28 protein-coding genes are annotated in these 22,305 nt (G+C 71.1%); 26 read left to right on the top strand and 2 right to left on the bottom strand.

The annotated features are described in order from the left end of the window. Positions 1 to 72 precede the first annotated feature (72 nt). From J2S59_RS01085 to J2S59_RS01030, 12 genes are all read left to right on the top strand, one after another. Positions 73 to 282, top strand: coding sequence for a hypothetical protein (locus J2S59_RS01085; RefSeq protein ID WP_068121040.1), 210 nt, complete (start codon positions 73 to 75; stop codon positions 280 to 282). Next, on the top strand, positions 279 to 983 hold the full coding sequence (locus J2S59_RS01080) for an HGGxSTG domain-containing protein (RefSeq protein WP_068121038.1): 705 nt from the start codon (positions 279 to 281) through the stop codon (positions 981 to 983). The genes J2S59_RS01085 and J2S59_RS01080 overlap by 4 nt, the downstream gene beginning before the upstream one ends. Further along, positions 983 to 1,555, top strand: coding sequence for a DNA N-6-adenine-methyltransferase (locus J2S59_RS01075; RefSeq protein WP_306824724.1), 573 nt, complete (start codon positions 983 to 985; stop codon positions 1,553 to 1,555). Before J2S59_RS01080 ends, J2S59_RS01075 begins: the two co-directional genes overlap by 1 nt. Beyond that, entirely contained in the window at positions 1,552 to 1,974 is a 423-nt protein-coding gene (locus J2S59_RS01070; RefSeq protein ID WP_068122026.1) for a hypothetical protein, read from the top strand. The genes J2S59_RS01075 and J2S59_RS01070 overlap by 4 nt, the downstream gene beginning before the upstream one ends. Continuing rightward, on the top strand, positions 1,974 to 2,171 hold the full coding sequence (locus J2S59_RS01065; RefSeq protein ID WP_068122030.1) for a hypothetical protein: 198 nt from the start codon (positions 1,974 to 1,976) through the stop codon (positions 2,169 to 2,171). Before J2S59_RS01070 ends, J2S59_RS01065 begins: the two co-directional genes overlap by 1 nt. After that, positions 2,168 to 2,689, top strand: coding sequence for a hypothetical protein (locus tag J2S59_RS01060; protein ID WP_068122033.1), 522 nt, complete (start codon positions 2,168 to 2,170; stop codon positions 2,687 to 2,689). The genes J2S59_RS01065 and J2S59_RS01060 overlap by 4 nt, the downstream gene beginning before the upstream one ends. Next, positions 2,686 to 2,859 carry a hypothetical protein gene (locus tag J2S59_RS01055; RefSeq protein WP_181642134.1) on the top strand — a complete coding sequence of 58 codons (174 nt, stop codon included), beginning with the start codon at positions 2,686 to 2,688 and terminating at the stop codon, positions 2,857 to 2,859. The genes J2S59_RS01060 and J2S59_RS01055 overlap by 4 nt, the downstream gene beginning before the upstream one ends. Further along, positions 2,856 to 3,308, top strand: a complete 453-nt coding sequence (locus J2S59_RS01050) for a hypothetical protein (RefSeq protein ID WP_181642135.1) — start codon at positions 2,856 to 2,858, stop codon at positions 3,306 to 3,308. Before J2S59_RS01055 ends, J2S59_RS01050 begins: the two co-directional genes overlap by 4 nt. Further along, positions 3,305 to 4,702, top strand: a complete 1,398-nt coding sequence (locus J2S59_RS01045) for a hypothetical protein (RefSeq protein WP_068122038.1) — start codon at positions 3,305 to 3,307, stop codon at positions 4,700 to 4,702. Before J2S59_RS01050 ends, J2S59_RS01045 begins: the two co-directional genes overlap by 4 nt. A 130-nt stretch (positions 4,703 to 4,832) precedes the next feature. Continuing rightward, positions 4,833 to 6,362 carry a phage terminase large subunit gene (terL, locus tag J2S59_RS01040; protein WP_306824723.1) on the top strand — a complete coding sequence of 510 codons (1,530 nt, stop codon included), beginning with the start codon at positions 4,833 to 4,835 and terminating at the stop codon, positions 6,360 to 6,362. Positions 6,363 to 6,409: 47 nt separating this feature from the next. Beyond that, the gene (locus J2S59_RS01035) at positions 6,410 to 8,011 is read left to right on the top strand and encodes a hypothetical protein (protein ID WP_306824722.1); all 1,602 of its coding nucleotides are present in this window, start codon (positions 6,410 to 6,412) and stop codon (positions 8,009 to 8,011) included. 2 nt (positions 8,012 to 8,013) lie between these two features. Further along, on the top strand, positions 8,014 to 9,084 hold the full coding sequence (locus tag J2S59_RS01030; protein ID WP_068117745.1) for a phage minor head protein: 1,071 nt from the start codon (positions 8,014 to 8,016) through the stop codon (positions 9,082 to 9,084). 120 nt (positions 9,085 to 9,204) lie between these two features. Here J2S59_RS01030 and J2S59_RS01025 read toward each other — a convergent pair whose 3' ends face one another. Then, positions 9,205 to 9,402, bottom strand: a complete 198-nt coding sequence (locus J2S59_RS01025) for a hypothetical protein (RefSeq protein ID WP_181641582.1) — start codon at positions 9,400 to 9,402, stop codon at positions 9,205 to 9,207. Positions 9,403 to 9,437: 35 nt separating this feature from the next. Here J2S59_RS01025 and J2S59_RS01020 point away from each other — a divergent pair, with 35 nt between their 5' ends. The 7 genes from J2S59_RS01020 to J2S59_RS00990 are packed head-to-tail and all read left to right on the top strand — an operon-like array spanning position 9,438 to position 13,905. Further along, positions 9,438 to 10,703 (top strand): hypothetical protein, encoded by a 1,266-nt coding sequence (locus tag J2S59_RS01020; RefSeq protein ID WP_306824721.1) that lies wholly within the window; start codon positions 9,438 to 9,440, stop codon positions 10,701 to 10,703. 3 nt (positions 10,704 to 10,706) lie between these two features. Further along, the gene (locus J2S59_RS01015; protein ID WP_068125095.1) at positions 10,707 to 11,117 is read left to right on the top strand and encodes a capsid cement protein; all 411 of its coding nucleotides are present in this window, start codon (positions 10,707 to 10,709) and stop codon (positions 11,115 to 11,117) included. Positions 11,118 to 11,128: 11 nt separating this feature from the next. Next, positions 11,129 to 12,259 (top strand): phage major capsid protein, encoded by a 1,131-nt coding sequence (locus tag J2S59_RS01010; RefSeq protein WP_068125093.1) that lies wholly within the window; start codon positions 11,129 to 11,131, stop codon positions 12,257 to 12,259. 13 nt (positions 12,260 to 12,272) lie between these two features. Next, positions 12,273 to 12,635 (top strand): hypothetical protein, encoded by a 363-nt coding sequence (locus J2S59_RS01005; RefSeq protein WP_068125091.1) that lies wholly within the window; start codon positions 12,273 to 12,275, stop codon positions 12,633 to 12,635. Between the two features lie 30 nt (positions 12,636 to 12,665). Further along, on the top strand, positions 12,666 to 13,046 hold the full coding sequence (locus tag J2S59_RS01000; protein WP_068125088.1) for a hypothetical protein: 381 nt from the start codon (positions 12,666 to 12,668) through the stop codon (positions 13,044 to 13,046). 1 nt (position 13,047) lies between these two features. Beyond that, a complete protein-coding gene (locus J2S59_RS00995; RefSeq protein WP_068125084.1) occupies positions 13,048 to 13,521 on the top strand; it encodes a DUF6093 family protein in 474 nt (157 codons plus the stop codon). A gap of 18 nt (positions 13,522 to 13,539) precedes the next feature. Further along, positions 13,540 to 13,905: an HK97-gp10 family putative phage morphogenesis protein gene (locus tag J2S59_RS00990; RefSeq protein WP_068125082.1), complete on the top strand. Its 366-nt coding sequence runs from the start codon at positions 13,540 to 13,542 to the stop codon at positions 13,903 to 13,905. On the opposite strand, the gene J2S59_RS00985 is transcribed toward J2S59_RS00990, so the two are convergent. Then, positions 13,885 to 14,712, bottom strand: a complete 828-nt coding sequence (locus J2S59_RS00985) for a hypothetical protein (RefSeq protein WP_068125081.1) — start codon at positions 14,710 to 14,712, stop codon at positions 13,885 to 13,887. The genes J2S59_RS00990 and J2S59_RS00985 overlap by 21 nt on opposite strands. 42 nt (positions 14,713 to 14,754) lie before the next feature. On the opposite strand from J2S59_RS00985, the gene J2S59_RS00980 reads away from it, so the two are divergent. The 7 genes from J2S59_RS00980 (at position 14,755) to J2S59_RS00950 (ending at position 22,305) form a co-directional block, all read left to right on the top strand. After that, positions 14,755 to 15,234, top strand: a complete 480-nt coding sequence (locus J2S59_RS00980; RefSeq protein WP_068125079.1) for a hypothetical protein — start codon at positions 14,755 to 14,757, stop codon at positions 15,232 to 15,234. A gap of 23 nt (positions 15,235 to 15,257) precedes the next feature. After that, positions 15,258 to 15,581: a hypothetical protein gene (locus tag J2S59_RS00975; protein WP_068125077.1), complete on the top strand. Its 324-nt coding sequence runs from the start codon at positions 15,258 to 15,260 to the stop codon at positions 15,579 to 15,581. Between the two features lie 3 nt (positions 15,582 to 15,584). Further along, positions 15,585 to 16,103, top strand: coding sequence for a phage tail tube protein (locus tag J2S59_RS00970; protein ID WP_068125075.1), 519 nt, complete (start codon positions 15,585 to 15,587; stop codon positions 16,101 to 16,103). A gap of 130 nt (positions 16,104 to 16,233) precedes the next feature. Next, positions 16,234 to 16,881 carry a hypothetical protein gene (locus tag J2S59_RS00965; protein ID WP_068125073.1) on the top strand — a complete coding sequence of 216 codons (648 nt, stop codon included), beginning with the start codon at positions 16,234 to 16,236 and terminating at the stop codon, positions 16,879 to 16,881. A gap of 110 nt (positions 16,882 to 16,991) precedes the next feature. Next, positions 16,992 to 17,306: a hypothetical protein gene (locus J2S59_RS00960; RefSeq protein ID WP_068125071.1), complete on the top strand. Its 315-nt coding sequence runs from the start codon at positions 16,992 to 16,994 to the stop codon at positions 17,304 to 17,306. Positions 17,307 to 17,323: 17 nt separating this feature from the next. Next, positions 17,324 to 20,989 carry a tape measure protein gene (locus tag J2S59_RS00955; protein WP_306824720.1) on the top strand — a complete coding sequence of 1,222 codons (3,666 nt, stop codon included), beginning with the start codon at positions 17,324 to 17,326 and terminating at the stop codon, positions 20,987 to 20,989. Then, entirely contained in the window at positions 20,989 to 22,305 is a 1,317-nt protein-coding gene (locus tag J2S59_RS00950; RefSeq protein ID WP_068117382.1) for a hypothetical protein, read from the top strand. The genes J2S59_RS00955 and J2S59_RS00950 overlap by 1 nt, the downstream gene beginning before the upstream one ends.

The following is a 22,305-nucleotide window of genomic DNA, read 5'->3' as shown; positions in this document are numbered from 1 at the left end:
GGACACAGTCAGCGAGCCCGCGCGACCGTGTCCCCGAAGCGTGTCCCGGCACCCCTCTCACGGCGGTGCCCGATGACCACCAGAGACCCCCGCCTCACACCCCGCGACGGCAAGCTCTACACCGTCCGCTGGATCCGCCAAGGCAACCGCCCCGACGTCCGGCACAAGCACTTCACTCGCGGACACGACGCCCACCAGTACGCCGACAAGCTCCGCCGCTTCGGCAAGGACGCTGAGGTGTACGTCACCGACACCCGTTGGCAGCCGGACGGTGCGCGATGACCGACGACCTCATGCCGTGCAGCCGCTGCGGACAACCCCACACCAGGTGCTCCGCCCACACCCGCGCCGGCAACCCCTGCACCCAACGCCCCATGGCCGACCAGACCGTCTGCCGCATGCACGGCGGCTCCTCACCGCGCGCGCTCGCAGCCGCCGAGGCACGGCGTACGGAACGCCGGGCGCTGCTCGCCGTCGAGGCGTTCGGGCTGCCGCGCGAGGTCGACCCGCACACCGCGTTGCTCGAGGAGCTCCATCGGTGCGCGGGGGCGGTGCAGTGGCTGGGCGCGATCGTCGCGGACATGGATCGCTCGGAGGTGGCGTGGGGTCGGGTGAAGGAGACCCACGGGACGCAGCTCGAGAAGGGCACCGACAACGGCGTCACCTATCAGGCCGGGCCGAATGCGTTCGTGGCGTTGTGGCAGTCGGAGCGTGACCGGCTGGTGAAGGTCGCGAAGACGTGTCTCGATGCGGGGATCGAGGAGCGGCGTGTGCGGCTGGCGGAGTCGGCTGGTCAGCAGCTCGCTGCGGTGCTGCGGAACGTGCTGGACCGGATGCTCGCGGCGCTGGTCGAGGCGATCGGTGCCGAGCGGGCGACTGAGATCGCACTGACGGTCTTGTGGTCGCAGTTCGCGTTGGAGATCGTCCCGGACGAGCTGCGTCGGCTCGCCGGCGGCAGCGAAGAGGGTGGGGTGAAGGGCTGATGGCTCTCTCACGCTTCAAAGCCAACGCGCACCCGCAGCAGGTGGGCCGGCGCTCGCTCGACGAGGTCGACGGCGTGGACGACCGGGCGGTGCACCCGCTGGACTTCGCGGACTTCGACGACCGCTTCGGCCCCTTCACCGTCGACGCGGCGGCAGCCCCGCATAACGCGCGCTGTGAGCGGTACTGGACCAGGGAGACCGACGGGCTGGCGCAGGACTGGTCCGGTGAGCGGGTGTGGTGCAACCCGCCGTACTCCGACATCGCGCCGTGGATCCGGAAGGCGTGGGAGTGCTGGGCGTCGACGCTCGGCATCGTGATGCTGCTCCCGGCGAACCGGACCGAGCAGCAGTGGTGGCAGCAGCTCGTCGAGCCCTACCGCGACCGTCCACGCTCCCCGCTGACGGTCGAGTTCCTGCCGGGTCGGATGCGGTTTCTCAAGCCCGGCCAGACCGCGGTGGGGCCGAACAACCGCCCCCCCTTCGGCTGCTGCCTCCTCGTCTGGCAGCCGCCTCTGACGTACCGAGCCGACCGTGTCGTCGGCGGCCTATTCGACACCCCGGAGGAGTCGTGACCGACCTGTTGACGTTGCTGCGCGAGCACGACCTCCCACCCCGCTGGGACGGCCGCGCGGTCGTCTGGGAGGGCTGGGAGTACGCGCCCATCACCACCCTTCACCTGCACATGCGGCCGGACGTCTGCGAAGGCTGCGGGATGCCGACGATGGAGCGCGGCTTCCCCTGCTGGTCAACGAACAAGGGATTGCGCGCTGACTCGGCGCGTCTCACGCACGACGACTACCGCGCCGAGGAGGAAGCGCGCGCCCGGCTGCCGTTCCGCGTCAAGGGCAAGATGCCCCGGTACTGGTGGATCGAGTTGCACGCCTTCCGCTGCCACCACTGCCAACTCGACACCGTGTGGGACACCGCGACCGACGAGTGGTGGGTGTTGGACCACACCGACTACGGCGACGACGGGTCGGTGAGCAGCTGATGCCGCTGACCCTGTTCCACACCTGCTCGGGCCACCCTGACGGCCACATCGGCACCTTCACCCCGACTCGCCGCACCCGGCTGGGCTGCGGCTGCACCCGCTTCGACCTCACCCGCTGCGACGGGATCCGCCTGCACGCCCTCGACGGGGTGTGTCCGATGCACGCCAACGACCTCGACACCCAGGAGACACCGTGAGCGAGAACCACGACATGTCCGACGATTCCACGCCGCCACCCCGGCCGAAGTACGAGCCGCTGCCGGATCCCGTTGTGCCCGACGTTCGGCCGGCGGCTCGGGGCGGCTCGACGAGCACCCCGCCCACCTGCACCGGCCGCGACGACTGCACCGCCGACACCCACATCGTCTGCTGCCCCTCGGAGCTCCGGCGGTTCGAGGCGCTCCTCGCCGAACGCGACGCCGTCGCCCGCTCCCTCCGCGAGCTCGTACACCGACCAGCGTTCCCGCACCACGGGCCATCACCGGATGCCACGACCCTCACCGAGGTCCAACAGCAGCTCACCGCCGTCCGGGAGATGCTGCGCAACGAGATGCGGAGCCGGCACCGCGACCGCTACGACGCCCACGACCGCCTCGCCTGGGAGACCACGCGCATCAACCGACTGCAGCGGTGGTGCCGGTCGCTGACGATCGCGACGGTGTGCATGCTCGTCACCCAGGCCGTACTCATCGTCGCCGTGGCGGTGGTCGCATGACGCGCCGCCTGCAGCGCTGCCGGAAGTGCCACGGCCACTACGCCGACCAGACCGGCGTGAAGTTCCCCGCCAAGCGCGGCTGGACCCGGCACAAGGACCGGGTGTGCTCGGTCTGCCGGCGTTGGGGTGGGCCGATGCCGAAGGGCTGGCCGTGGGGGCGAGCAGCGTGACCGACATCCTGTCCCGCATCGACGCCACCGTCGCCGACTGGGAAGCCCAACCGGAGGCGTGGGTGCCGGGCGATCCGCTGTTCGAGGACCCCCGGAGCCTCGACGACGACCGTGACGCGCAGATCGTGCGGCCGATGATCCAGCTCCTCGACGACCACAGTTGGCGCGAGTCCATCATGCGCTGCCGCGACTGCGAGGTGTCGTGGGCGGGCATCGCCCCGTGCTGGGTGTGCGGCGAGCACAGGCCTCCCGTCGGTCCGCCGTCGTACGCCGGCTCCGACGATGCTCACCGGCTGCTCGCCACCATGCGTGCCGAGGCCCGGCGCGCAACGGAGCAGCGGATTGCGGAGCTCGCGGTCACCGTCGTTCCCGTGGTCTTCCACCCGCACACCAACTGCATCAGCCCCCTCCGCCCCGCCGAGCCGCACGAGGGAGACACCCACCCATGACCGTCCCCGCCCGCTGCCACCACGCACCCGACACCGACACCAGCCGCGCCATCACCGGCGAACACCGCGACCCCTGCACCCACGCCGACAACCCGGGTCGGTGCCGCGGCTGCGCCCCCTGCACCGCACCCCACTGCACCCTCTGCGGCTGGCGCCACCTCGACAACGCCCACCCACACACCTGCCCCAAGTGCATCGGCACCACCCGCGACGACCTCACCGACATCCGCCACCTCGACCGCGCCATCCGCCTCCACGCCATCCACGGCGGCAACAACGGCCGCCTCCTCGCCGCCGCCCCCATCCCCGGCGGCGACGCCCTCGTCACCTACGTCCGCACCGGCCCCGACGGCCCCGACCTCCTCTGGTCACCCCACCTCAACGACGACCACCTCCCCGGCGACCCCGTCCCCGTCCTCCTCCCGCTCCTCGCATGGGTCGAGCAGGTAGCCGCCTGGCTCGGCCACACCGCCCCCGCCCGACCCACCGTCGGCGGCGCCTGCCACTACCTCGCCGAGCACCTCACCCAGCTCGCGCAGACCAACGACGGCCCGGACTGGCCGCGGATGGCCGACGACCTGGCCGCGATCCGCCGCCAGCTCGAGCAGATCGTCCACGACGAACGCCACCACGAGTTCGGTGTGCCGTGCGACGAGTGCGGCGAGGACCTGGTGCGCCGGTTCGGCGACCCGCGGCCGTGCGAGCACGACACGGCCGCGCGCCGGCACCTGGTGCAGCTGCGGGCCGCGCACACGGCCGCCGTGCAGCTGGTCCGCGAGACACGAGCCGCCGGCCGCACCCCGACACCGGAGCAGCTCGCGGCCGCGCGCCGCGTCCCCACCGACGCCGAGATCTCCGCAGCCCGCCATCCCTGCAACCGCTGCACCACCTCCCGGCACGGCCAGGGCGGCATCGTCGACCCCGCCGTCGGCCAGTCCTGGGAGTGCATGCGCTGCCGCAAGACCTACACCCCCGGCGAGTACGCCCACGCCGTACGCCGCTCCCTCCTCGAAGGCGGACCGGCCGGTGACGGCTGGACCCACATCGCGATGGCCGCGGAGGCGGCGACCACAATGACCGGGCACTCGTTCCCGCCGCGCACCGTGCGCCGGTGGGCGGAGCGGCTGCAGGTCGCGGTCACGTGCCGGTGGGTCGCCGGCGAGCGGTGGGGGATGCTGCTCGTGCACTGGCCGTCGGTGGCCGAGCGTGCTGCGGAGACCGTCCGGAAGGCCGAGCTCGCCGCGCTCGAGCGGGCCAGGTTCGAGCGGGAGGCTACGGCGTTGCGTGCCGCGATCGACGCGGGCGAGGACGGTGAGGAGGCCGGTCGGCGGCTGGGGATCCACCCGGCTCGGGTGCGGCGGCTGCTCGAGGAATGGGAGGTCGACGCGGCGTGAGCGACACGCGTTTCGGGCGATCGTGTCGCCGATCATCGCGTTTTGTGGCATCCTTCCTGGCAGACCTCGCCTACCCAAAACCCGGTGGAGCGGGGTCTTCGCACGTCCAGAGCAGGAGGGCGGTGACGAGATGACCTCCGTCCTCCCCGACCCCCTCAACGTGTGGGAACAGGCAGCGCGCGCCTTCGAGCTCCGCGCCCCCAACCCCGTCCTCGAGCAAGCCGACGTCGACTCCTGGCGCACCCCCGGCACCCTCGCCGCCCGGCTCACCCGCTCCACCGTCCAGACCCCCGCGCTTGCCCTCGTCGACGACGAGCTGCAGCGCCTCATGGACACCCCCGACGGCCGGCTCATCATCACGATGCCCCCGCAAGAGGGCAAGTCCACGAGGGTCGCCAAGGACTTCCCCACCTGGGTCCTCAAGCACCGGCCCTGGACCCGCATCGTCGGCGCCTCCTACGGCCAGGGCCTCGCGAACCGCAACGGTCGCGCGATCCGCAACCTCATCGCTTCCAACCCCGAGCTCGGCATGTCCATCGCCGCCGACAACGGCTCCGCTTCCGAGTGGCAGCTCGCCGGCCAGGACGGCGGGCTCGTGTCCGTCGGTATCGGCGCCGGCCTCACCGGCCGCCCCGCGGACCTGATGATCATCGACGACCCGATCAAGGACCGGAAGGAAGCCGACTCCGAGGTCTACCGGCAGTCCGTGTGGGACTGGTGGACCGACGTCGCTTCCACCCGACTCGCTCCCGGCGCGCAGGTCGTGCTGATCCTGACCCGGTGGCACGACGACGACCTCGCCGGCCGGCTCCTGGCTGCCGAGGACGGCCACCTGTGGCGGGTGGTGAACATCCCCGCCCAGGCCGACCACGACCCCGCGAAGGGCGAGACCGACGCGCTCGACCGGGCCGTCGGCGAGTACCTCGAATCCGCACGTGGCCGCACCCGCGCCCAGTGGGAAGCGATCAAGACCCGCGTGGGGTCCCGGACCTGGTCCGCGCTCTACCAGGGTCGCCCGTCCTCGGCCGAGGGCACGATCTTCAAGCGCGAGCACTGGCAGTTCTACGACCAGCCGCTGTGGATCGAACGCGAAGACGGCGCCCGGATCCTCACCCAGTACGACGACCTGCTCATCTCCTGGGACATGGCGTTCAAGAGCACCGCCGGCTCCGACTACGTCGCCGGCCACGTGTGGATGCGCCGCGGCGCCGACGCCTACCTCCTCGACCGCATCCACGGCCGCCTCGACTTCCCCGCCACCCTGCTCGCCGTACGCCGCCTCGCCGCCCGGTGGCCACAGGCGCTGCTCAAGCTCGTGGAGGACAAGGCCAACGGCACCGCGGTCATCGCGATGCTCACCCGCAGCATCCCCGGGCTCGTCCCGATCGAGCCCGACGGCGGCAAGGTCGCCCGTGCCACCGCCGTCTCCCCGCTCGTCGAAGCCCACAACGTGTGGCTCCCCGCGCCTGAGCTGTGCCCGTGGGTGGACGAGGTCATCGAGGAAGCCGCCGCGTTCCCCACCGGCAAGCACGACGACGACGTCGACGCCATGTCCCAGGCCCTCAACCGCCTCATCGTGCAGCCGCTGCTCGCCGGCGAGACGTTCACCGAGGAAGACCTCGACGACGAACTCGCGCGCTTCCGCATCACGCCGTACTGAACCCCGCCGATTGCACGAACCCGACCAGGATTGAGGGGGTGTGACCCGTGACCATCGAGGCCACCCCCGTCACCACCGAGCAGCAGCTCGCCGCCGCCGAGTCGATGATCGCGCTCCTCCAGGAGGACTTCGCCGACCTCGGTCTCTCCGCCGAGGACCGCGGCTGGCGCACGATGTCGACGGAGCTCGACCGCGAGTTCTCCCGTGACGGGCTCGACGCGATCACCCGCAATTGCGCCGTCATGGCCATCGCCTCCCCGATCATCAAGCGCGGCTTGTTGCTGCGCATCGGCTACATCTGGGGCCAGGGCGTCGAGGTCGCTGCCCGCGCCGGCGAGTCCGCACCCCAGGACGTCAACGCCGTCGTCAAGGCGTTCTGGGACGACCCGGCGAACCAGGCCGCGTTCACCTCCGCCCAGGCCCAGGAGGAGAACGAGCGGGCGCTCGGCGTCGACGGGAACTTCTTCCTGGCGTTCTTCCCCAACCCTCTCAACGGAGCGACCACCGTCCGGTCGGTGCCGTTCGCTGAGGTCCGCGACGTCATCCTGAACCCCGAGGACCGCGACGACCCGTGGTTCTACCTGCGGACCTACTCCGCGCAGATCGCCGAACCCGGCTACGCGCCCGGGTCGACCCGGTTGCGCAGGGAGACCCGCCGGGTCCTGCACCCCGCGGTCGGGTTCCGGCCCAAGTTGCGACCGAAGACCATCGACGGTGTCCCGGTCCAGTGGGACCAGCCGATCCTGCACGTCGCGGTCAACCGGCTCGACGGCATGAAGTTCGGGGTCCCCGACGTGTACGCCGCGCTGCCATGGGCGCGGGCCTACGAGGGGTTCCTCACCGACTGGGCACAGCTGGTCAAGGCGCTGTCGAAGTTCGCGTGGCGCCTCACCGGGGACCGAGCATCGAAGGCCCGGCGCGCTGCGCAGACCCTCGCCGCGGCGCTGCCGTCGGCCGCCGGTCTGCCCGGGACCGCCTCGGACGCTGGCCAGGTCGCGGCGTACGGCCCGGGTGCCTCGCTCGAGGCGATCCCGAAGACCGGCGCGACCATCGACTCCGACTCCGGTCGCCCCCTGGCCGCGATGGCCGCCGCTGGCCTCGGTCTGCCCGTCACGATGCTGCTCGCCGACCCGGGCACCACCGGGGCCCGTGCAGTCGCGGAGACACTCGACCGGCCCCTGATCCAGGAGATGAACGCCCGCCGCACGCTGTGGGGCGCGGTCATCAGCACGGTGCTCGACTACGTCGTCGACCAGTCCGTGCGAGCACCTCGCGGCGCTCTGCGGGGCACCGTGGTGCTGGACACCTTCACCCGCCGCGAGGTCGTCACCCTCGCCGGGGACGTCGAGCGGACCCTCGAGGTGGACTGGCCGCCGATCGACAAGATGGACCCGCTGAAGCTGGTCACCGCGCTCGTCGAGGCCTCCGGCACCGAGGTGCTCCCGAAGCCGTGGCTGCTCAAGGCCCTGTTGAAGGCGCTCGGCGAGAAGGACGTCGACGAGATTGTCGATGCGCTCACCGACGACGAGGGCAACTGGATCGACCCCGACGCCAACGCCGGCGACGCCGCGGTGCAGGCGTTCCGTCGCGGGGACGACCCGGCCCGGGTGGTCGACCGTGAAGAGGTCGACGACGAGGACGAGGCCTGACCGTGGCCCTCACCGATCGCACCATGCGGGTCGAGCAGGGTCTGCGGCGCGAGCTGCAGCGCGTCACCGACGCCCAGACCCGCGACCTCGTCCGGGCGTGGGCTACCGCGTGGGACGAGGTCGCCACCGAGCTCCACGACGCGCTCCTCGAGCAGCTCGTCGCTGGCGACCGCGTCACCCGTGCCCAGCTGATGCGCTCGACGCGCCTCGCCCGGTCGTTGGAGTACATCGCGGACCGTCTCGCCGAGCTCGCCGCGGACGCCGGCGTACGCATCACCGCTGACCTGCAGGGCGTCATCGACACCACTCTCGGCGCTCAGGCTTCGATCATCGACTCTCAGCTGCCGCCGAACGCGAAGGCCCTGCTCGGCGTCGACCAGTGGTCACGGGTCGACCCTGGACAGCTCGAAGCGATCGTGCGCCGCTCCACCGAGCAGATCACCTCGCTCGCCGTCCCGCTGGCACCGGAGGCCTACGCCGCCGTACGCCGTGAACTGATCCGCGGTGTGGCCGCCGGCGCGAACCCCCGAGTGACAGCCCGACGCATGGTCCGGCGGGCGGAGAAGCGATTCAACGGCGGGTTGCACCGGGCGCTCGTCATCGCCCGGACCGAGACCCTGGACGCCTATCGAGCCGCTGCGCAGGCGGCGCACGAGGCCGACACAGACGTGCTGGCCGGCTGGGTGTGGACCGCTGAACTCGACGCCGACACCTGCCCGGCGTGCTGGTCGATGCACGGCCGGCAGCTCCCCACCAGCGAGCCAGGGCCGCTCGGCCACCAGCAGTGCCGCTGCGCACGGGTGCCGGTCACCCGGTCGTGGCGTGCGTTGGGGTTCGACATCGACGACCCGCCGTCGCTGTTGCCGGATGGCAACGCGCTCTTCGCCGCGTTGGGTGAGGACGAGCAGCGTCGGGTGCTCGGGGCGGCCCGGTTCGAGGCGTGGCGCGCTGGTGCGTTCCCGATGTCGGCGTGGGCTGAGCGTCGTACGACGTCGGGGTGGCGTGACTCCTACGTGATGGCGTCGGCGCCAGCCGGGTTCGCGCCGGCTCGGTCGCTGACGCTGGCTTCGTAGGCCTGGGCACCGCAGTAGACGCACTCGTCAACCATCGCCAATCCGCCCTTGCTGCCGGGAGCTAGCTCGGTGAGAACGAGCTTGTGAAGGCCGTCGGGTGCTGCCTCACAACGGGCGTCGTCAGCCCCCACCGTTGTCCCCGCCGAGCGACCCGGGCTGGTTGGACCTGCACCCGGGTTCCTTACAGACCCACCTGATCTCGATCTCGCCGGCCAGGGAGCCGTGAGGACCTGGCTCGGCGACCCGTTCACCGAGCACCTCAGTCGACATCTCCAGGCCGCACTCCGGACACAGCGGGATCGGCTCTTCGTGCTCCATCCGCCGCACGCTACTCGCCCCACGGAGGACCCGCCATGCCCCAGCAGATCGCCGAGAGCTTCACCCTCTCGGAGACCACAGCGACCGCCGACCAGGACAGCGGCCTCCTCGACGTCGTCTTCATCACCCCCGGCTGGGGCTCGAGCGGCTACTACTCCCCCGACGTCGTCGAAGCCGCCGCCCCACTGTTCCCCGCCGGCACCCACATGTACTTCGACCACCCCACCGCCGACGAGAACGCCTCCCGCCCCGGCCGATCCGTGCGCGACCTCTGCGCCGTCATCAAAGAGGCCGGCACTTACGACCCCGACATCGGCGGCGTCCGCGGCAAGGTCAAGCCGTTCGCGCCCTACCGCGACCTCCTCCTCGACGAGGACTTCGCCGCCAACATCGGCCTGTCCATCCGCGGCTCCGCCACCGACCTCGTCGACGGCGAAGCCGAGGGCCGCACCGGCAAGATCGTCGAGAGCCTGGCCGCGATCACCTCCGTGGACTTCGTGACCCGCGCCGGCCGCGGCGGCCACGTCCTGGGCGTCCTGGAGTCCGAAGCCGTCACCGACCGCGCGATCGCCCGCGGCGTCGAGGAAGCCACCGCCGACGAACGCCGCCAGCAGCTCTCCGACGCCGTACGCACCGAGCACGGCAACGGCCGCCGCTACGCCTGGGTGCGCGACTTCGACGAGTCCACCGTCTGGTTCGAGGCCTCCGCCGAAGACGAGCCCTCCAAGACCTGGCAGCAGACCTACACCGTCGCCGACGACGACCTGTCGGTGTCCCTGACCGGCGACCGGACCGAGGTCCGGCCCGTCACCAAGTACGTCCCGGCCACCCGGTCGGACAGCACCACAACCACCACCGAGGATGACCAGGAGGTCACCATGGGCAACATCCAGATCGACGAGGCGGAGCACAACCGCATCGTCGAGCGGGCCGGCCGGGTGGACGTGCTCGAGAGCGAGCGCGACACCGCCATCCGTGAGCGCGACGAGGCCCGGAGCGAGCGCGACTCGCTGCGCCGCACCGTCCGTGCCGGCGAGATCGTCACCGAGCGCGCGACCGAGGCAGGCGTCGAGTTCGACGACCTGCAGATCGTCGGGCTGCTCGCGCAGCTCCCCCTCACCGAGGCCGGCGAGCTCGACGAGGAGACGTTCGCCACCACCGTCGACGAGCACGCCGCGAAGCGGAAGGTCGCCGAGGGCACCGGCCGCGTCATCGGCATGGGCGGCACCACTACCACCGGAGGCAGCGCCGTCAGCCTCACCGACATCGACGAGGCCCTCGGCCTCGGAAAGGAGGCCTGAGCCATGTCGAAGAACCTCGTGTTCGCCGGCGACTCCCCGGCCATCAGCCTGCCCGTCCCGGCCGGCACCCGCTCCGGTGACCCCGTCAAGGTCGGCGGCATCGTCGGCGTCGTCGACGGAGACCGCACCGAGACCGTCAACGGCGTGAAGTACGGCGCCGTGGGCCACCCCGAGGGCTACGCCCCGGTCGCCCCCGACGGCACCTACTCGCTGCCGGTGCCCGAGGCCGTCTCCGCGGCCGGCACCGCGATCTACATCAAGAGCGACAACACGCTCACCACCACCGCGACCGACAACACCCTGTTCGGTCACACCGTCCCCGTCATCGACCGCGGCGTCGCGTCCGGTGCCACGAAGTCCGCCGACTCCGGCGGCGCCGTGGGCCGGGTCAACGTCCGCATCGCCCGGATCTGAGGAGACCCACCATGACGAACACCCTTCTCGAGATCGCGGACCAGATCGCGGCCGAGACCTCTGGCCCCACCCCGGCCGCCCACCGGCGCCGGATGCAGCAGACGCCCGGCCTCATGGAGGCCGCGCTCGGTATGGCCCGTCTCATCGCGCACTACCGCGAGGGATCGGCTCGCGCGGCACTGGAGCTGAACGAGGCGCTGACCACCAGCGACCTCGCACGGTTCGCCTCCGGGATGCTCATCGACCGCGAGATGCTGCAGAACTACGACGCTCTCCCCACGCAGTGGGGGAAGTTCCTCACCCCGACCACGGTGAAGGACTTCAAGCCGAAGTCCCTGGCCACCCTCGAGCTCGGCGCGCAGGTCTTCAAGGACGTCCCGGAGCGCACCGCGTACCCGGTCGCCAAGGGCCCCGAGCTGGACGAGAAGTTCATCCAGGCGAAGAAGACCGGCCTGCTGTACGGCTGGTCGTTCGAGGCCCAGGTGAACGACGACCTCGAGCAGCTCCAGATGGTGCCGCAGGCGTTCCCGCAGATGGCCCGCGACACCGAGGACGACCGTGGGCTGCGGCTCATGATCAACCTCGAAACCGGGTCGCTCAACACCGGGTTCTTCAACGGCGGCAACGGCAACTTCGGCACGCTGAAGCTGACCGCAGCGAACCTCGAGCTGGTCCTCAACTCTCTTCGCACGAAGCGCGACCCGAAGACCGGCACGATCATCCCGGCTGGTCGCCTGCAGCTCGTCGTCGGATACGCCCTGGAGACACTCGCCGAGCGGATCCTCAACGTCGACCGGGTCCAGATGGCCGACGGCAACGGCGGCTTCACCTACGCACCGAACCCGCTGCGCGGCAAGGTCGACCTCGTCGTCAACGAGAAGCAGCTCGGTGAGTCGTGGATCGTGATGCCGAAGCCCGGCACCGCGCGCCGCGCCCCGTTCTACTTCGCGAAGCTCCGCGGCTACGAGCAGCCCGACTTCCGCTACAAGGCGGACCAGGGCCGCGCGGTCGGCGGTGGCGACATCGTGGTCACCGGTGGGTCGTTCGACGACGACACCATCTGGTACCGCGGCCGCCACATCATGGGCGTCGCCCACGGCGACCCCGTGCTCACCTACGGCTCCGACAACACCGGCGCCTGAGGAGGGCGGACACATGGCTGAGAACAGCAACGGCACGCACGTGCTCGCGGGGAAGGACTTCGTCGACCTGGTCGACGAGGCCGACGAGGTTGTCGGGTCGGTGCCCAAGCACTGGCGCGACGACCAGCTGCCCCCGGGCACGAAGAAGAAGGGCCGGTCCTCGCGTTCGTCGTCGACGAGCACGCCGACCGGTGGCGGGCAGCGCCAGCAGACCCCGTCCACGCCGTCGGGTGAGCCCGCCGGCAACGCCTCGCGCGAGGACTGGGCGGCGTACGCCGTCACCCAGGGCGCCGAGGAGAAGGACCTCGTCGACGACAAGGGCGAGCCCCTGGGTCGCGACGAGCTCCGCGCGAAGTACGGCCAGCCGCAGAGCTGACCTTCACCACTAGTTGAGAGGAGGCGGACCGTGTCCGAAGCCAGCACGTACAACCTGGGCGAGCCGGCCGGGAAGGTCCGCCTCCTCCTCAACGACGTTGCCGCACCGTGGGTGTTCAGCGACGACGAGATCGAAGCGTTCCTCGACATGGAGGGCGACAACGTCAAGCTCGCAGCGGCGCAGGCGATCGACACGAACGCCGACGATCAGCTGCTGGCGTCGAAGGTGCTGCGTACGCAGGACGTGACCACCGACGGCGCGAAGCTTGCCGACTCGATGCGCCGCCGCGCCGCCGCACTGCGCGCCCAGGCTGCGGACGAGACCGCCGACGACGAGGACTCTTTCTTCTTCGGCGTCGTCAACCTTGAGGGGTCGCTGCACCCCGAGCGCACCCAGTACCCGGTGCTCTGAGATGCCCCGCCCGCGTCACGCCCAGGGCCGCCCCGGCACCCGCGTGTTCCCCGAGGACTGGAACACCGCTCACGCCCCGGTCGCCGCGAAGACCATGCCCGACGCGTGCAGCATCCGCGTCCCCGGCACGACCCAGCAGTGGAGCGACACCCTCAAGCGGAACGTCGCGACCCCGCGTACGCCGTACGCCACCCAGGTCCCGTGCCGCGCGCAGGCGCTCACCTCCCGCGCCCGCGACGTCGAGACCGGCCAAGAGCAGGTCACCGTCGCCGGCTACCTCGTCACGCTGCCCCTCGGCCACACCGCCGCGGACCAGGTGCAGGTCGGCCACATCGTCACCCTCACCACCGGCGACCCCGCGCTCACCGGCCGCGACCTCCACGTGCACGAAGTCGTCGCCGCATCTCACCGGTTCGAGCGCGACCTCTTCTGCTCCCTGGTCGCCCCACCCCCAGCACCGCCCGCCACCACCTGACCCGCCCGGGAGGCCGCCGTGACTATCGAGTTCGACGCCTCCCAGGTCCGGGCGCTGGGCGCCCGTGTCGGCCAGGCACCCGAGCGCGTCGGCGCGAAGGCGGCCGCTGCGTTCCGCAAGACCGTCCGCGACATCGAGGCCGACGCCAAGGTCCTAGCCCCCGTCGACACCGGAGCGCTCCGCGGGTCCATCTCCTCCACCACCACCGGAGACGGCCGGTACGGGCACACCGAAGCCGAGATCGGCCCCACCGTGGACTACGGCATCTACGTGGAGTGGGGGACCAGTGTTCAACCCGGTCAGCCGTATCTCGGGCCCGCCTTCGATCGTCGAGCACCGACGTTCACTGAGGCGCTGGCTCAGCTAGCTACTGAGAACCTCTAGCGGCTTCCACCAGCGTCGACCGTTGGCAAACTGTCCGTGGTTGACCTGGATGAGCGTCAGGCCCTCCTGGGCGCACCGTTCGATCTTCATGGCCTTGCGTGCGGCGTACGCCGGGTTGTTGGTGACGCCCCAGACCTCGATGTAGGTGCTACCGACTAGGAAGTCGGCGCGGTAGCGCCGGTCCCATGGGTAGGCGGGTTCGACCTCGTGGTCGAGGCCGTGCTCGGTGAGCCAGTCGTCGACTCGCTGCTCATAGGTTGACCGGGCAAGGTGTCCATCCACGCACGTGAAACGCCTGCCGCCATGCCAGCCGTCACGCCCAACCTCGATGCCGTAACGCACGCACCGGTCGCGGATCAACCTGCGGCTCACCCCGAATTGCTCAGCGATCGCAGTGATCGTCTCCCCGCGGGTGATTCCATCCCGCAGCTCAGCCTCGGTCGGTTCGACAACAACCTGCCCGCGGCGCCGGGTCTGCCAGATGGTCGGGCGTTCAATGCCGTGGCGGTCGAGCCAGTGACCGACCGCGGTGTAGTCGACGCCGTACTTCTCAGCGACACCGATGAGCCCGATGTTCTCCTCGTGGATGAGGCGACGCAGGTCGTCTGCTGAGGGCGCGGCGACGCCCCTGTGCGCAAGCCCCCGGCCGGCGAACCGGCGCTCCACCCCTGCGGCTCGGAGCCATCGAAGCGCGGTGATCTTCTCGACGCCGTACCGGGCACCGATCGCGGCGGCGCTGAGCCCCTGGTCGACGTACAGCTCGCGGAGTTCGGCTGGGTTCGGGCGGGACCTCTTCGCAGCCGACATGTCCTGATTCTACCGCGAGTTCGGAACATCGGAGGTCGCTTCATGTCAGGGATCTCGCGCCGCGCCCTCAACGCCGCGCTCCGTGATCGCCTCACCGGCGTCGAGCACGCCACCGGCTACTACGGCCAGGTTGGACGCCGCTTCGACGGCACCACCGACGAGCGGCCTCCCACCCGGGGCCCCGGCGACCCGGCGGTCGCGCCGTACTTCGTGCTCTACCCCTCCCCGGGGACCCCCGGTGTCGACGGCGCATCCGGGGAGCGCGACGTCGCCGACTCGTTCGTGTCGCTCGATCACCTGATCCAGGTCACCGCGGTTGCCGCTGACGCCGAGGACCTCGACGCGCTCGTCGACCGGATCGACGGCCTCCTCTACCGGTGGCGCCCACAGCTCGACGGCGCGAAGTGCGGCCCGCTGCGCCCCCCGCCCGGGTTCAACCCCGGCCCGTACTTCCCCGACACCACGGTCAAGCCGGCCCGGCTCTGGACGCCCCTGCAGTACCAGCTCACCGCCCACCAGTGACACCCACCGAGAGGAACCCGGCCATGGCCGAGAAGAAGTTCGTCACCGTCGTCGTCGAGGCGACCGGCGAGACGCAGCGCGTCCCCGCCCACTACATCGACCACCCCGTGCTCGGCGAGGGCATCCGCCGCGTCGACGGCTCGGAGCCGCTCGACGACCTGCGCCCGTCCCCGGTCGACCCCGACCCAGGCACCGGCGAGGGCACCGCGACCAGTGGCCCCGACGCCACCACCGCCGGCACCGCCGGCGCCACGACTTCGACCCCCACCAGCGGGGCGAAGACCACCAGCAGCTCGACGACCCCGTCGAGCACCAAGTCCGCGGCCGCCGCGGGGAACCAGGAGTAAGTCATGCGTTCACTGGCCGACGGCCACGAGAAGATCGCCATCCTCACCACCAAGCCGGAGGACCCGTCCTCGCCCACGGTGACCGAGCTCGCCGCCGGCATCCAGGCCGCGAAGGGCATCCTCGCCGAGGATTGGGCCTTCGGCGCGGTCGACTCCGAGACGTTCGCGGAGCGCGCCGTCGGGGAGAAGAACAACTCCCCGACGTACGGCGCCGGGAACTACGAGTTCGGCGCCACGATCTTCCGCGAGTTCGACGAGACCGGCGACCCGGACCCGACCCTCGACGCGCTGTTCGCGGCGCTCAAGGTCAAGCTCACCACGGTGTGGGTCTACTCCCGGCTCACCGGCAAGGACTCCGACGACCCGTGGGAGGCCGGCGACGAGATCCGCCTCGGCGCCCGGATCGAGACCGACACGCCGCGGCGCCCGGGCCCGACCGGCGGCTACATCAAGATGCGGGTCCCCGCCCAGGTCAAGGAGGCGTGGGACTTCATCACGGTCGCGCCCGCTGCTGGGCCGTGACCCACGGCGGCACCTAGCGCCGCCTCCTCGAACGGGGGTGGCGGGCGACGTCGAGGCGCCCGCCTCCCCCTCTCAGCGCCACCACCTCGACACCTCGACACCTCGACACACCTCGACACCAGGAGCACCCATGTCTGACCGTTCTGTCGGCGACACCACCGACCCCACTGACGCTGGCACCGCCACCCCGCCCAACCCGTTCCAGCGCCCCGAGACCCCCGAGTTCACCGAGACCGCCGGCACGTTCTCGTTCGAGGACGTCCTGAGGGTCCTGCGGCGCCCCGAGCGGGTCGTCACCATCGACCTCCGCGGCGACCTCGCCGGCGAGGAGCGGGCACTGCTCGAGGAGCTCACCACGCTGGTGAACTACAAGGGCGAGGTCAACGCCGAGGCTTCCGTCGCTGAGCAGGGCCGCGCGGTCGCGGTCGCCGAGCGTCTGCGCCAGATCGCCGCCGCGCGTCGGAAGGACGCGTGGCGCGTGAAGCTGCGCGGGCTGGACTCTGACGCGTACGCCGCGTTCGTGCGACGCCACCAGCCGAAGAAGTCCGACGACCGCGCCGGCTGGACGGCGTACAGCGACAAGCTGATCGCCGCGTGCGCGGTCGAGCCCGAGCTCACCGAGGACCAGGTGCGCCAGCTGCGCGGGAAGCTGGCCGACGGTCAGATTGGTGCGCTCGCCAACGCAGCGCAGTCGGCGTGCACCCAGGACGGGGTGGATGTCCCAAAACTGCCCGGCTTCTCGCAGACCCTGCTGGAGCAGGGCTCCGACGAACGCTGATCCAGGCCCGGTCGCTGGGGATCCCGCCCACGCTTTACCTCGGCGACCGGGTCCGGCAGACCCACTACTTCTACGACGACCCCGAGTACCCGAACCGCATCACCCGCGCGGTGTCGTCGCCGGAGTGGGTGCGCGACGACTACCGGCTCATCGAGGCGCTCGAGCAGGCCGAGGCGATGGAGTGCCCGGGCTGTCACGTGCCGGTGGAGCTCGCGTGGCATGCCGGGATGTCGGGTTTCTTCGCGAAGCCCGACGACGCCGAGGTCGTGTGCCAGTCCTGCACTGCCATCAAGGGCGAGCAGGTGTCGTACCGCGTCGGTCCGCAGGTCGTGAACACCCGACCCGACTCGAAGGGCCCCTTGAAGCCCTTCGAGATCGGCGTCACCACCGCCCGGCCGGAACCGCCGGAGAAGAAACCGCGCTGACGTGAGGGAGGTGTGCGTTGTCCGCTGAGTCCCGGTCGGTCGTCGTACGCCTCTCGATGTCGGCGTCGCAGTACCTGCAGGAAGCCCTGCGGGTCGGCAAGGCAACCGACGACATGGCCGCCCGGATGGAGCGCTCAACAGCGCGCCAGACGGGCGGCCTGCGTGGTGTCGCGACCAGCGCGCAGCAGCTCGGCCGCGAGGTCACCGCCTCCGCGAAGAACAACGCCGACGCGTGGAACACCGCCGGCAAGGCCGCCACCGGGTACGGCCTCGCGATCACCGGTCTCGCCGCACTGGTCCTGAAGACCGGGGTGTCATACAACCAGCTGCAGCAGACCTCCCGCGCAGCGATGACCACGCTCCTGGGCGGCGCCGAGCAGGCCAACGCCCAGATGGACCAGCTCGACGCGTTCGCGCGCAACAGCCCGTTCGCCAAGCAGGTCTTCATCTCTGCCCAGCAGCAGATGATCGGCTTCGGCATCGAGACCCAGAAGGTCCTGCCGTACCTCGACGCCGTGCAGCAGTCGGTCGCCGCGATGGGCGGCAGCAACCAGCAGATCGCCGAGATCTCCTACATCATGAGTCAGATCTCGGCCGCGTCGAAGATCACCGCGGTCGACCTGATGCAGCTCGGTCAGCGCGGTATCAACGCCGCCGAGCTCATCGGCTCCCAGATGGGGATGACCGGGGCGCAGGTCCGTGAGGCGATCACTGCCGGGTCGCTCGACGCCGGCATGGCTCTCGACGCGCTCGCCGCCGGTATGCAGGAGCGGTTCGGTGGCGCGGCGGACAACGTCAAGCAGACCTACGCCGGCGCGATCGACCGGGTGAAGGCCGCGTGGCGCGACCTCGCCTCCACTGTCACCACCCCGCTGGTCGGACCGCAGGGCGGCGGGTTCCTGGTCGACCTGGCCAACGAGACCGCGGACGCGCTCCGCATGATCGAGTCGCTGCCCGCGCCGGTGCAGCTCGCGATCGCCGCGCTGACGGGCCTGTCCGGTGCTGGGGCGCTCGCCGCCGGGGCGTTCCTCCTCGCCGCTCCTCGCATCATCGAGACCCGCGCTGCGATGGCGACGCTCGCGAAGGACATGCCCCGTGCCACCGCTGCTGCGCGGGCCACCGGTTCGGCGGTCATGGGCCTCGGGAAGGCCTTCGGCTTCGCCACCAGCCTCGCCGCCGCGTTCTACATCGCCGCGCAGATCGACAGCGACAAGGACCCCGCCCCCGGCCTCGAGCGCACCCGCGCCGCGGTCCTCGACCTCGCCGACACCGTCAAGGGCGCGCCCAAGCTCGACGAGATCTTCACCCGCGACGCCCGCACCTTCTCCGGGCCGCTGAAGATCACCGCCCAGATCGACGGGCTCGCCAGCGCGCTCGAGGCGATGCAGACCAGCGGGTTCGAGAAGCTCACCTCCTGGGTGCCCGGCGCGACCCAGAGCTGGGATCTCGCCGCGGAGTCGTTCGCTCAGTTCGACGCCACGCTGGCCTCGATGGTCCAGGAAGGCCAGATCGAGGAGGCCGCGGCCGGCTACGACCTGTTCCGCCAGACCGCGCGGGACGCTGGCTACACGCTGAAGGAGATCGAGAACCTCGTCCCGGGGTACCTCGACGCGATCGTCGGGGTGGAGAACGCCAACCGTGACGCCGCCGGTGCCAGCGAGGAGCTCGCGGCGAGCCAGGGTGTCACCGCGGACAGCATCGAGGCGTCGATCAAGCAGCACGAGCAGATGCGCGAGGCGCTCGAGGAGTCCCGCGACGCTGCCCGGGACGTGGCCCAGTCGTTCGGGGATGACTGGCGCAAGGCGTTGCTCGACACCGACGTGTCGATGGCGGAGTGGCGGGAGTCGCTGCGCGAGCAGACCGCGGCGCTGCGCGACTTCGAGGTCAACGCTGCGGAGGCCGCGCGCAAGGGTCTGTCCGAGGGTCTGATCGCCGAGCTGAAGGCGGCCGGCCCGGAAGGCGCTGCCCGGATGGCGGAGCTGGCCAACTCGTCGAAGACCGAGATCCGCGGGATCGTCGAGGACTTCGAGGCGTGGGAGCGTCAGGTCGGCAGCACGATCGACGCCTTCGGTGGGGTCGGTCCCACTCTCGAGGACCTGGCGCGGTCGTTCGCGAAGCTCCCCACAGATGTGCAAACCGAGATCCGCGCCGAGGGGATCCCGCAGACCGAGGGCGACATTGTCGCGCTGAACGAGAAGTACGGCCTGACCCCGCGCGACATCGAGACCCTCGTCGCGCTGATGGGGAACGTCGAGGCAGAGCGCGCCATCTTGCGCCTCGCTGAGAAGCTGCGGGAGACCGACCGGATCAAGGTCGAGCCGACGGTCTCGACCCGCCTCATGGCCAGCGCGCAGAGCGCAGCCGATGACATCCTCACCTCGCTGCGCCTCATCGGCGCAACGCATGTGTCGCCGACGGTGACCGTGCGCCGCTCGGTCGTCCAGGTGCCCCAGCCCGGCATCGACCCGAGGAACTTCACCGGCACCGGCTCCGCTGACGGGTCCACCGTCCCGCACGGCGGCCCGTACGTCGACCGCTACCCGTACCTGCTCGCCCCCGGCGAGGAGGTCATCAGCAACCGCAACGGCCAAGCCGACCAGTGGCGCCCCTTCCTCAAGGCGATCAACGCCGGCCGTCTCGCCGACGGCGGCACTGTCGGGCTCGCCCGCGGCGGCACCGCCGTCCGCTACACCCTCGACCAGCAGATCGAGATCGTGCGGCTCGAGAAGACCTTGCGCGACCTCAACAAGCAGCTCGCCGCGACCGGCAAGGACCGCATCGTCGGCCCTGAGCGGCAGCTGATCGAGCTCATGGTGCGTGAGGCGCAGCGCGACCGGCGTGCCGCCCTCCGGGCACCGATTCGCGAGGCGCGGGAGCGGGCACGCGAGATTCGTCGCGACGGACGCGAAGCGGTGTCGTCGTTCGACCTGCAGACCGGCATGAGCCCCGTCGACATCCGGCAGACCTTCGCGACCTTCCGCAAGGGCCTCCGCGAGGCCGGCGTGCAGGTCCCGAAGCAGTTCGCACATCTGCAGCGGCAGTCCGTGCTGCTCGCCCGGCGCTTCGAGACGAACACCGAGAAGCTCAAGGCCAACGAGGAAGCGCTCGAGCAGCTCCGCGAGCGTGCGCAGCGGATCTCGTCGGCCGTCGGTGGCATCTTCGACGCCAACCCCTTCGGCGCCGAGGGCGGCGGGCTCGCCGCGGCGATGCTGCAGATGCAGGCCAACCTCAATGACACCCGCGAACGCGACCGGCTCCTGCAGTCGGTGGTCGGGCTCGTCCCGGGACTCTCGACCGACGTCATCGAGCTGCTCGCCACCCAGGCCGACATCCAGACCCTGCGCGACCTCGACACCGCCGCGGAGGTCCGGGCGTTCGCGCAGCTCATGCAGGACATGCGTACCGCTCAGGGCGCCGCCGGAGGGTGGGCAGCCGGCGCCGTGACCGCCAACGACATCGCCAAGTACGAGGCGACCATCGCGAAACTCGAGCGCACTCTGGATAGCCAGACCGCTCGGATGGAGCGTCTCGAGGCGCGCGCGGAGGCGCGGGCGCAGCAGCAGATCACGAAGTCCGAGAAGGCCGTCCAGCGCGGCACCCAGGCCGGCGCGAAGGCCGGTGTCGCCGCGGGGATCATCCAGACGAACAAGGCCCAGGCCGCCAGAAGTAAGGGACGGTCCTGATGACGTGGCCACGGTTCCAGTTCACCGCCGGCCCGTCCGCTGACGCCGAGGTGCGCCTCGATCTCAACGCCGAGGGCATCGAGCTGGCAGACTCGCGGGTGCTCGTCGACGGGTTCGGGTTCGGGATGCCCGAGCTCGACGGGGAGCCGGGCGCGCGGGGCCGCGCGTGGGGTGTCCGTACGCAGTCGTTGCCGTGGAAGGTGACCGGCAGCAAGGCTGCCGCGCTGGCGCTGCTCGGTCTGCTCGCGAGGGAGCTCACGCGTCAGGAGAACTGGCTGCGGGTGCAGCTGAGCCCGAGCACGGAGCCGCGGTGGCTGCACACCTACGCGGCGTCCGCCGACCAGGTGTCGTTGAACCAGGTCTACTGGGACGCCGAGAGCGACACATGGCGTACGACGTTGTCGGTGCCGGCTGACCCGTTCGCGCTCGGCCCCCGGGTCGACATGGACCCGGTGACGGTCACGAACTCGCCCATCGCGGGGACGCACCCGATGCAGGTGAAGCTGCCGCCGGTGCTCGGGGAGGTCCCGGCGCCGGCGCTGGTGGTGGTCGAGAAGGCCGCGGCGGGCGGGATGCTGGGGCCCCTGGTCGCGGTCACCAACGAGGCGGCCACCGTGCACGCCGCGGGATCGTGGGGCCCGGCGGTCGGGTCGGCGGTCACCGCTGCGGGGTACCTGGCGGGGTCGTACCGGCCCACCTCCGGCGGACTGGCGGACTGGGCCGTGGTCGGCACGTGGGAGCCCGGTGTGCTGCCGCAGGGTCGCCGACGCGCGCTCCTGCGGGTCGGGGCCACTCCGGGTGCTGGTGCGGTGCTCCTGCGGGCCGTGGTCGGTGGGTTGGCGATGCCGCCGGTGCTGGTGCAGTGCACCGACCAGGTCCGGTGGGTCGACCTCGGGTCGCTGCCCTACCCGATGCCCGACGACGACGGCCTCGGCGCAGCCCCCGCGGTCCCGGTCGTGATCGCCGCGCGTCGCGCGCGGCCCGGTGGGGAGCTGCGGCTCGACGACCGGCTCCTGTTGGTCGACGGGGCGTGGGACGCCGACCTGTTGAAGCTCACCGCCCGCGACGGCGGCACCGGCCCGACGCGGCTCGCGGTCAACGCCGACGCCCGCCGGGCCCGCGCCGTCATCGCCGACGCCGCCGTACCGCCGCCGGCCGCGTCCGGTGGGTGGCCGCACCTGCACCCCGGACGCGACAACCACCTGTTGGTCGCGCAGAACGTCGACCCGCTGGGCCTCGCCGGCCGCAACGACGACGCCGCATCCACCACGACGGTCCGGGTGTCCTACCAGCCGCGCTACCTGTGGGGGGTCTGA

The organism is Nocardioides massiliensis, from assembly GCF_030811215.1.
Classification (GTDB): domain Bacteria; phylum Actinomycetota; class Actinomycetes; order Propionibacteriales; family Nocardioidaceae; genus Nocardioides_A; species Nocardioides_A massiliensis.
The sequence above is the reverse complement of the archived record's forward strand: the minus strand, read 5'-3'. Positions and strand labels throughout refer to the sequence as shown.

Excerpts from the sequence above, each read along its gene's own strand:
- J2S59_RS01085 (WP_068121040.1), top strand. The coding sequence starts at position 73 with ATGACCACCAGAGACCCCCGCCTCACACCCCGCGACGGCAAGCTCTAC.
- J2S59_RS01080 (WP_068121038.1), top strand. The coding sequence starts at position 279 with ATGACCGACGACCTCATGCCGTGCAGCCGCTGCGGACAACCCCACACC.
- J2S59_RS01075 (WP_306824724.1), top strand. The coding sequence starts at position 983 with ATGGCTCTCTCACGCTTCAAAGCCAACGCGCACCCGCAGCAGGTGGGC.
- J2S59_RS01065 (WP_068122030.1), top strand. The coding sequence starts at position 1,974 with ATGCCGCTGACCCTGTTCCACACCTGCTCGGGCCACCCTGACGGCCAC.
- J2S59_RS01055 (WP_181642134.1), top strand. The coding sequence starts at position 2,686 with ATGACGCGCCGCCTGCAGCGCTGCCGGAAGTGCCACGGCCACTACGCC.
- J2S59_RS01045 (WP_068122038.1), top strand. The coding sequence starts at position 3,305 with ATGACCGTCCCCGCCCGCTGCCACCACGCACCCGACACCGACACCAGC.
- terL (WP_306824723.1), top strand. The coding sequence starts at position 4,833 with ATGACCTCCGTCCTCCCCGACCCCCTCAACGTGTGGGAACAGGCAGCG.
- J2S59_RS01025 (WP_181641582.1), bottom strand. The coding sequence starts at position 9,402 with ATGGAGCACGAAGAGCCGATCCCGCTGTGTCCGGAGTGCGGCCTGGAG.
- J2S59_RS01020 (WP_306824721.1), top strand. The coding sequence starts at position 9,438 with ATGCCCCAGCAGATCGCCGAGAGCTTCACCCTCTCGGAGACCACAGCG.
- J2S59_RS01015 (WP_068125095.1), top strand. The coding sequence starts at position 10,707 with ATGTCGAAGAACCTCGTGTTCGCCGGCGACTCCCCGGCCATCAGCCTG.
- J2S59_RS01010 (WP_068125093.1), top strand. The coding sequence starts at position 11,129 with ATGACGAACACCCTTCTCGAGATCGCGGACCAGATCGCGGCCGAGACC.
- J2S59_RS01005 (WP_068125091.1), top strand. The coding sequence starts at position 12,273 with ATGGCTGAGAACAGCAACGGCACGCACGTGCTCGCGGGGAAGGACTTC.
- J2S59_RS00995 (WP_068125084.1), top strand. The coding sequence starts at position 13,048 with ATGCCCCGCCCGCGTCACGCCCAGGGCCGCCCCGGCACCCGCGTGTTC.
- J2S59_RS00985 (WP_068125081.1), bottom strand. The coding sequence starts at position 14,712 with ATGTCGGCTGCGAAGAGGTCCCGCCCGAACCCAGCCGAACTCCGCGAG.
- J2S59_RS00980 (WP_068125079.1), top strand. The coding sequence starts at position 14,755 with ATGTCAGGGATCTCGCGCCGCGCCCTCAACGCCGCGCTCCGTGATCGC.
- J2S59_RS00975 (WP_068125077.1), top strand. The coding sequence starts at position 15,258 with ATGGCCGAGAAGAAGTTCGTCACCGTCGTCGTCGAGGCGACCGGCGAG.
- J2S59_RS00970 (WP_068125075.1), top strand. The coding sequence starts at position 15,585 with ATGCGTTCACTGGCCGACGGCCACGAGAAGATCGCCATCCTCACCACC.
- J2S59_RS00965 (WP_068125073.1), top strand. The coding sequence starts at position 16,234 with ATGTCTGACCGTTCTGTCGGCGACACCACCGACCCCACTGACGCTGGC.
- J2S59_RS00950 (WP_068117382.1), top strand. The coding sequence starts at position 20,989 with ATGACGTGGCCACGGTTCCAGTTCACCGCCGGCCCGTCCGCTGACGCC.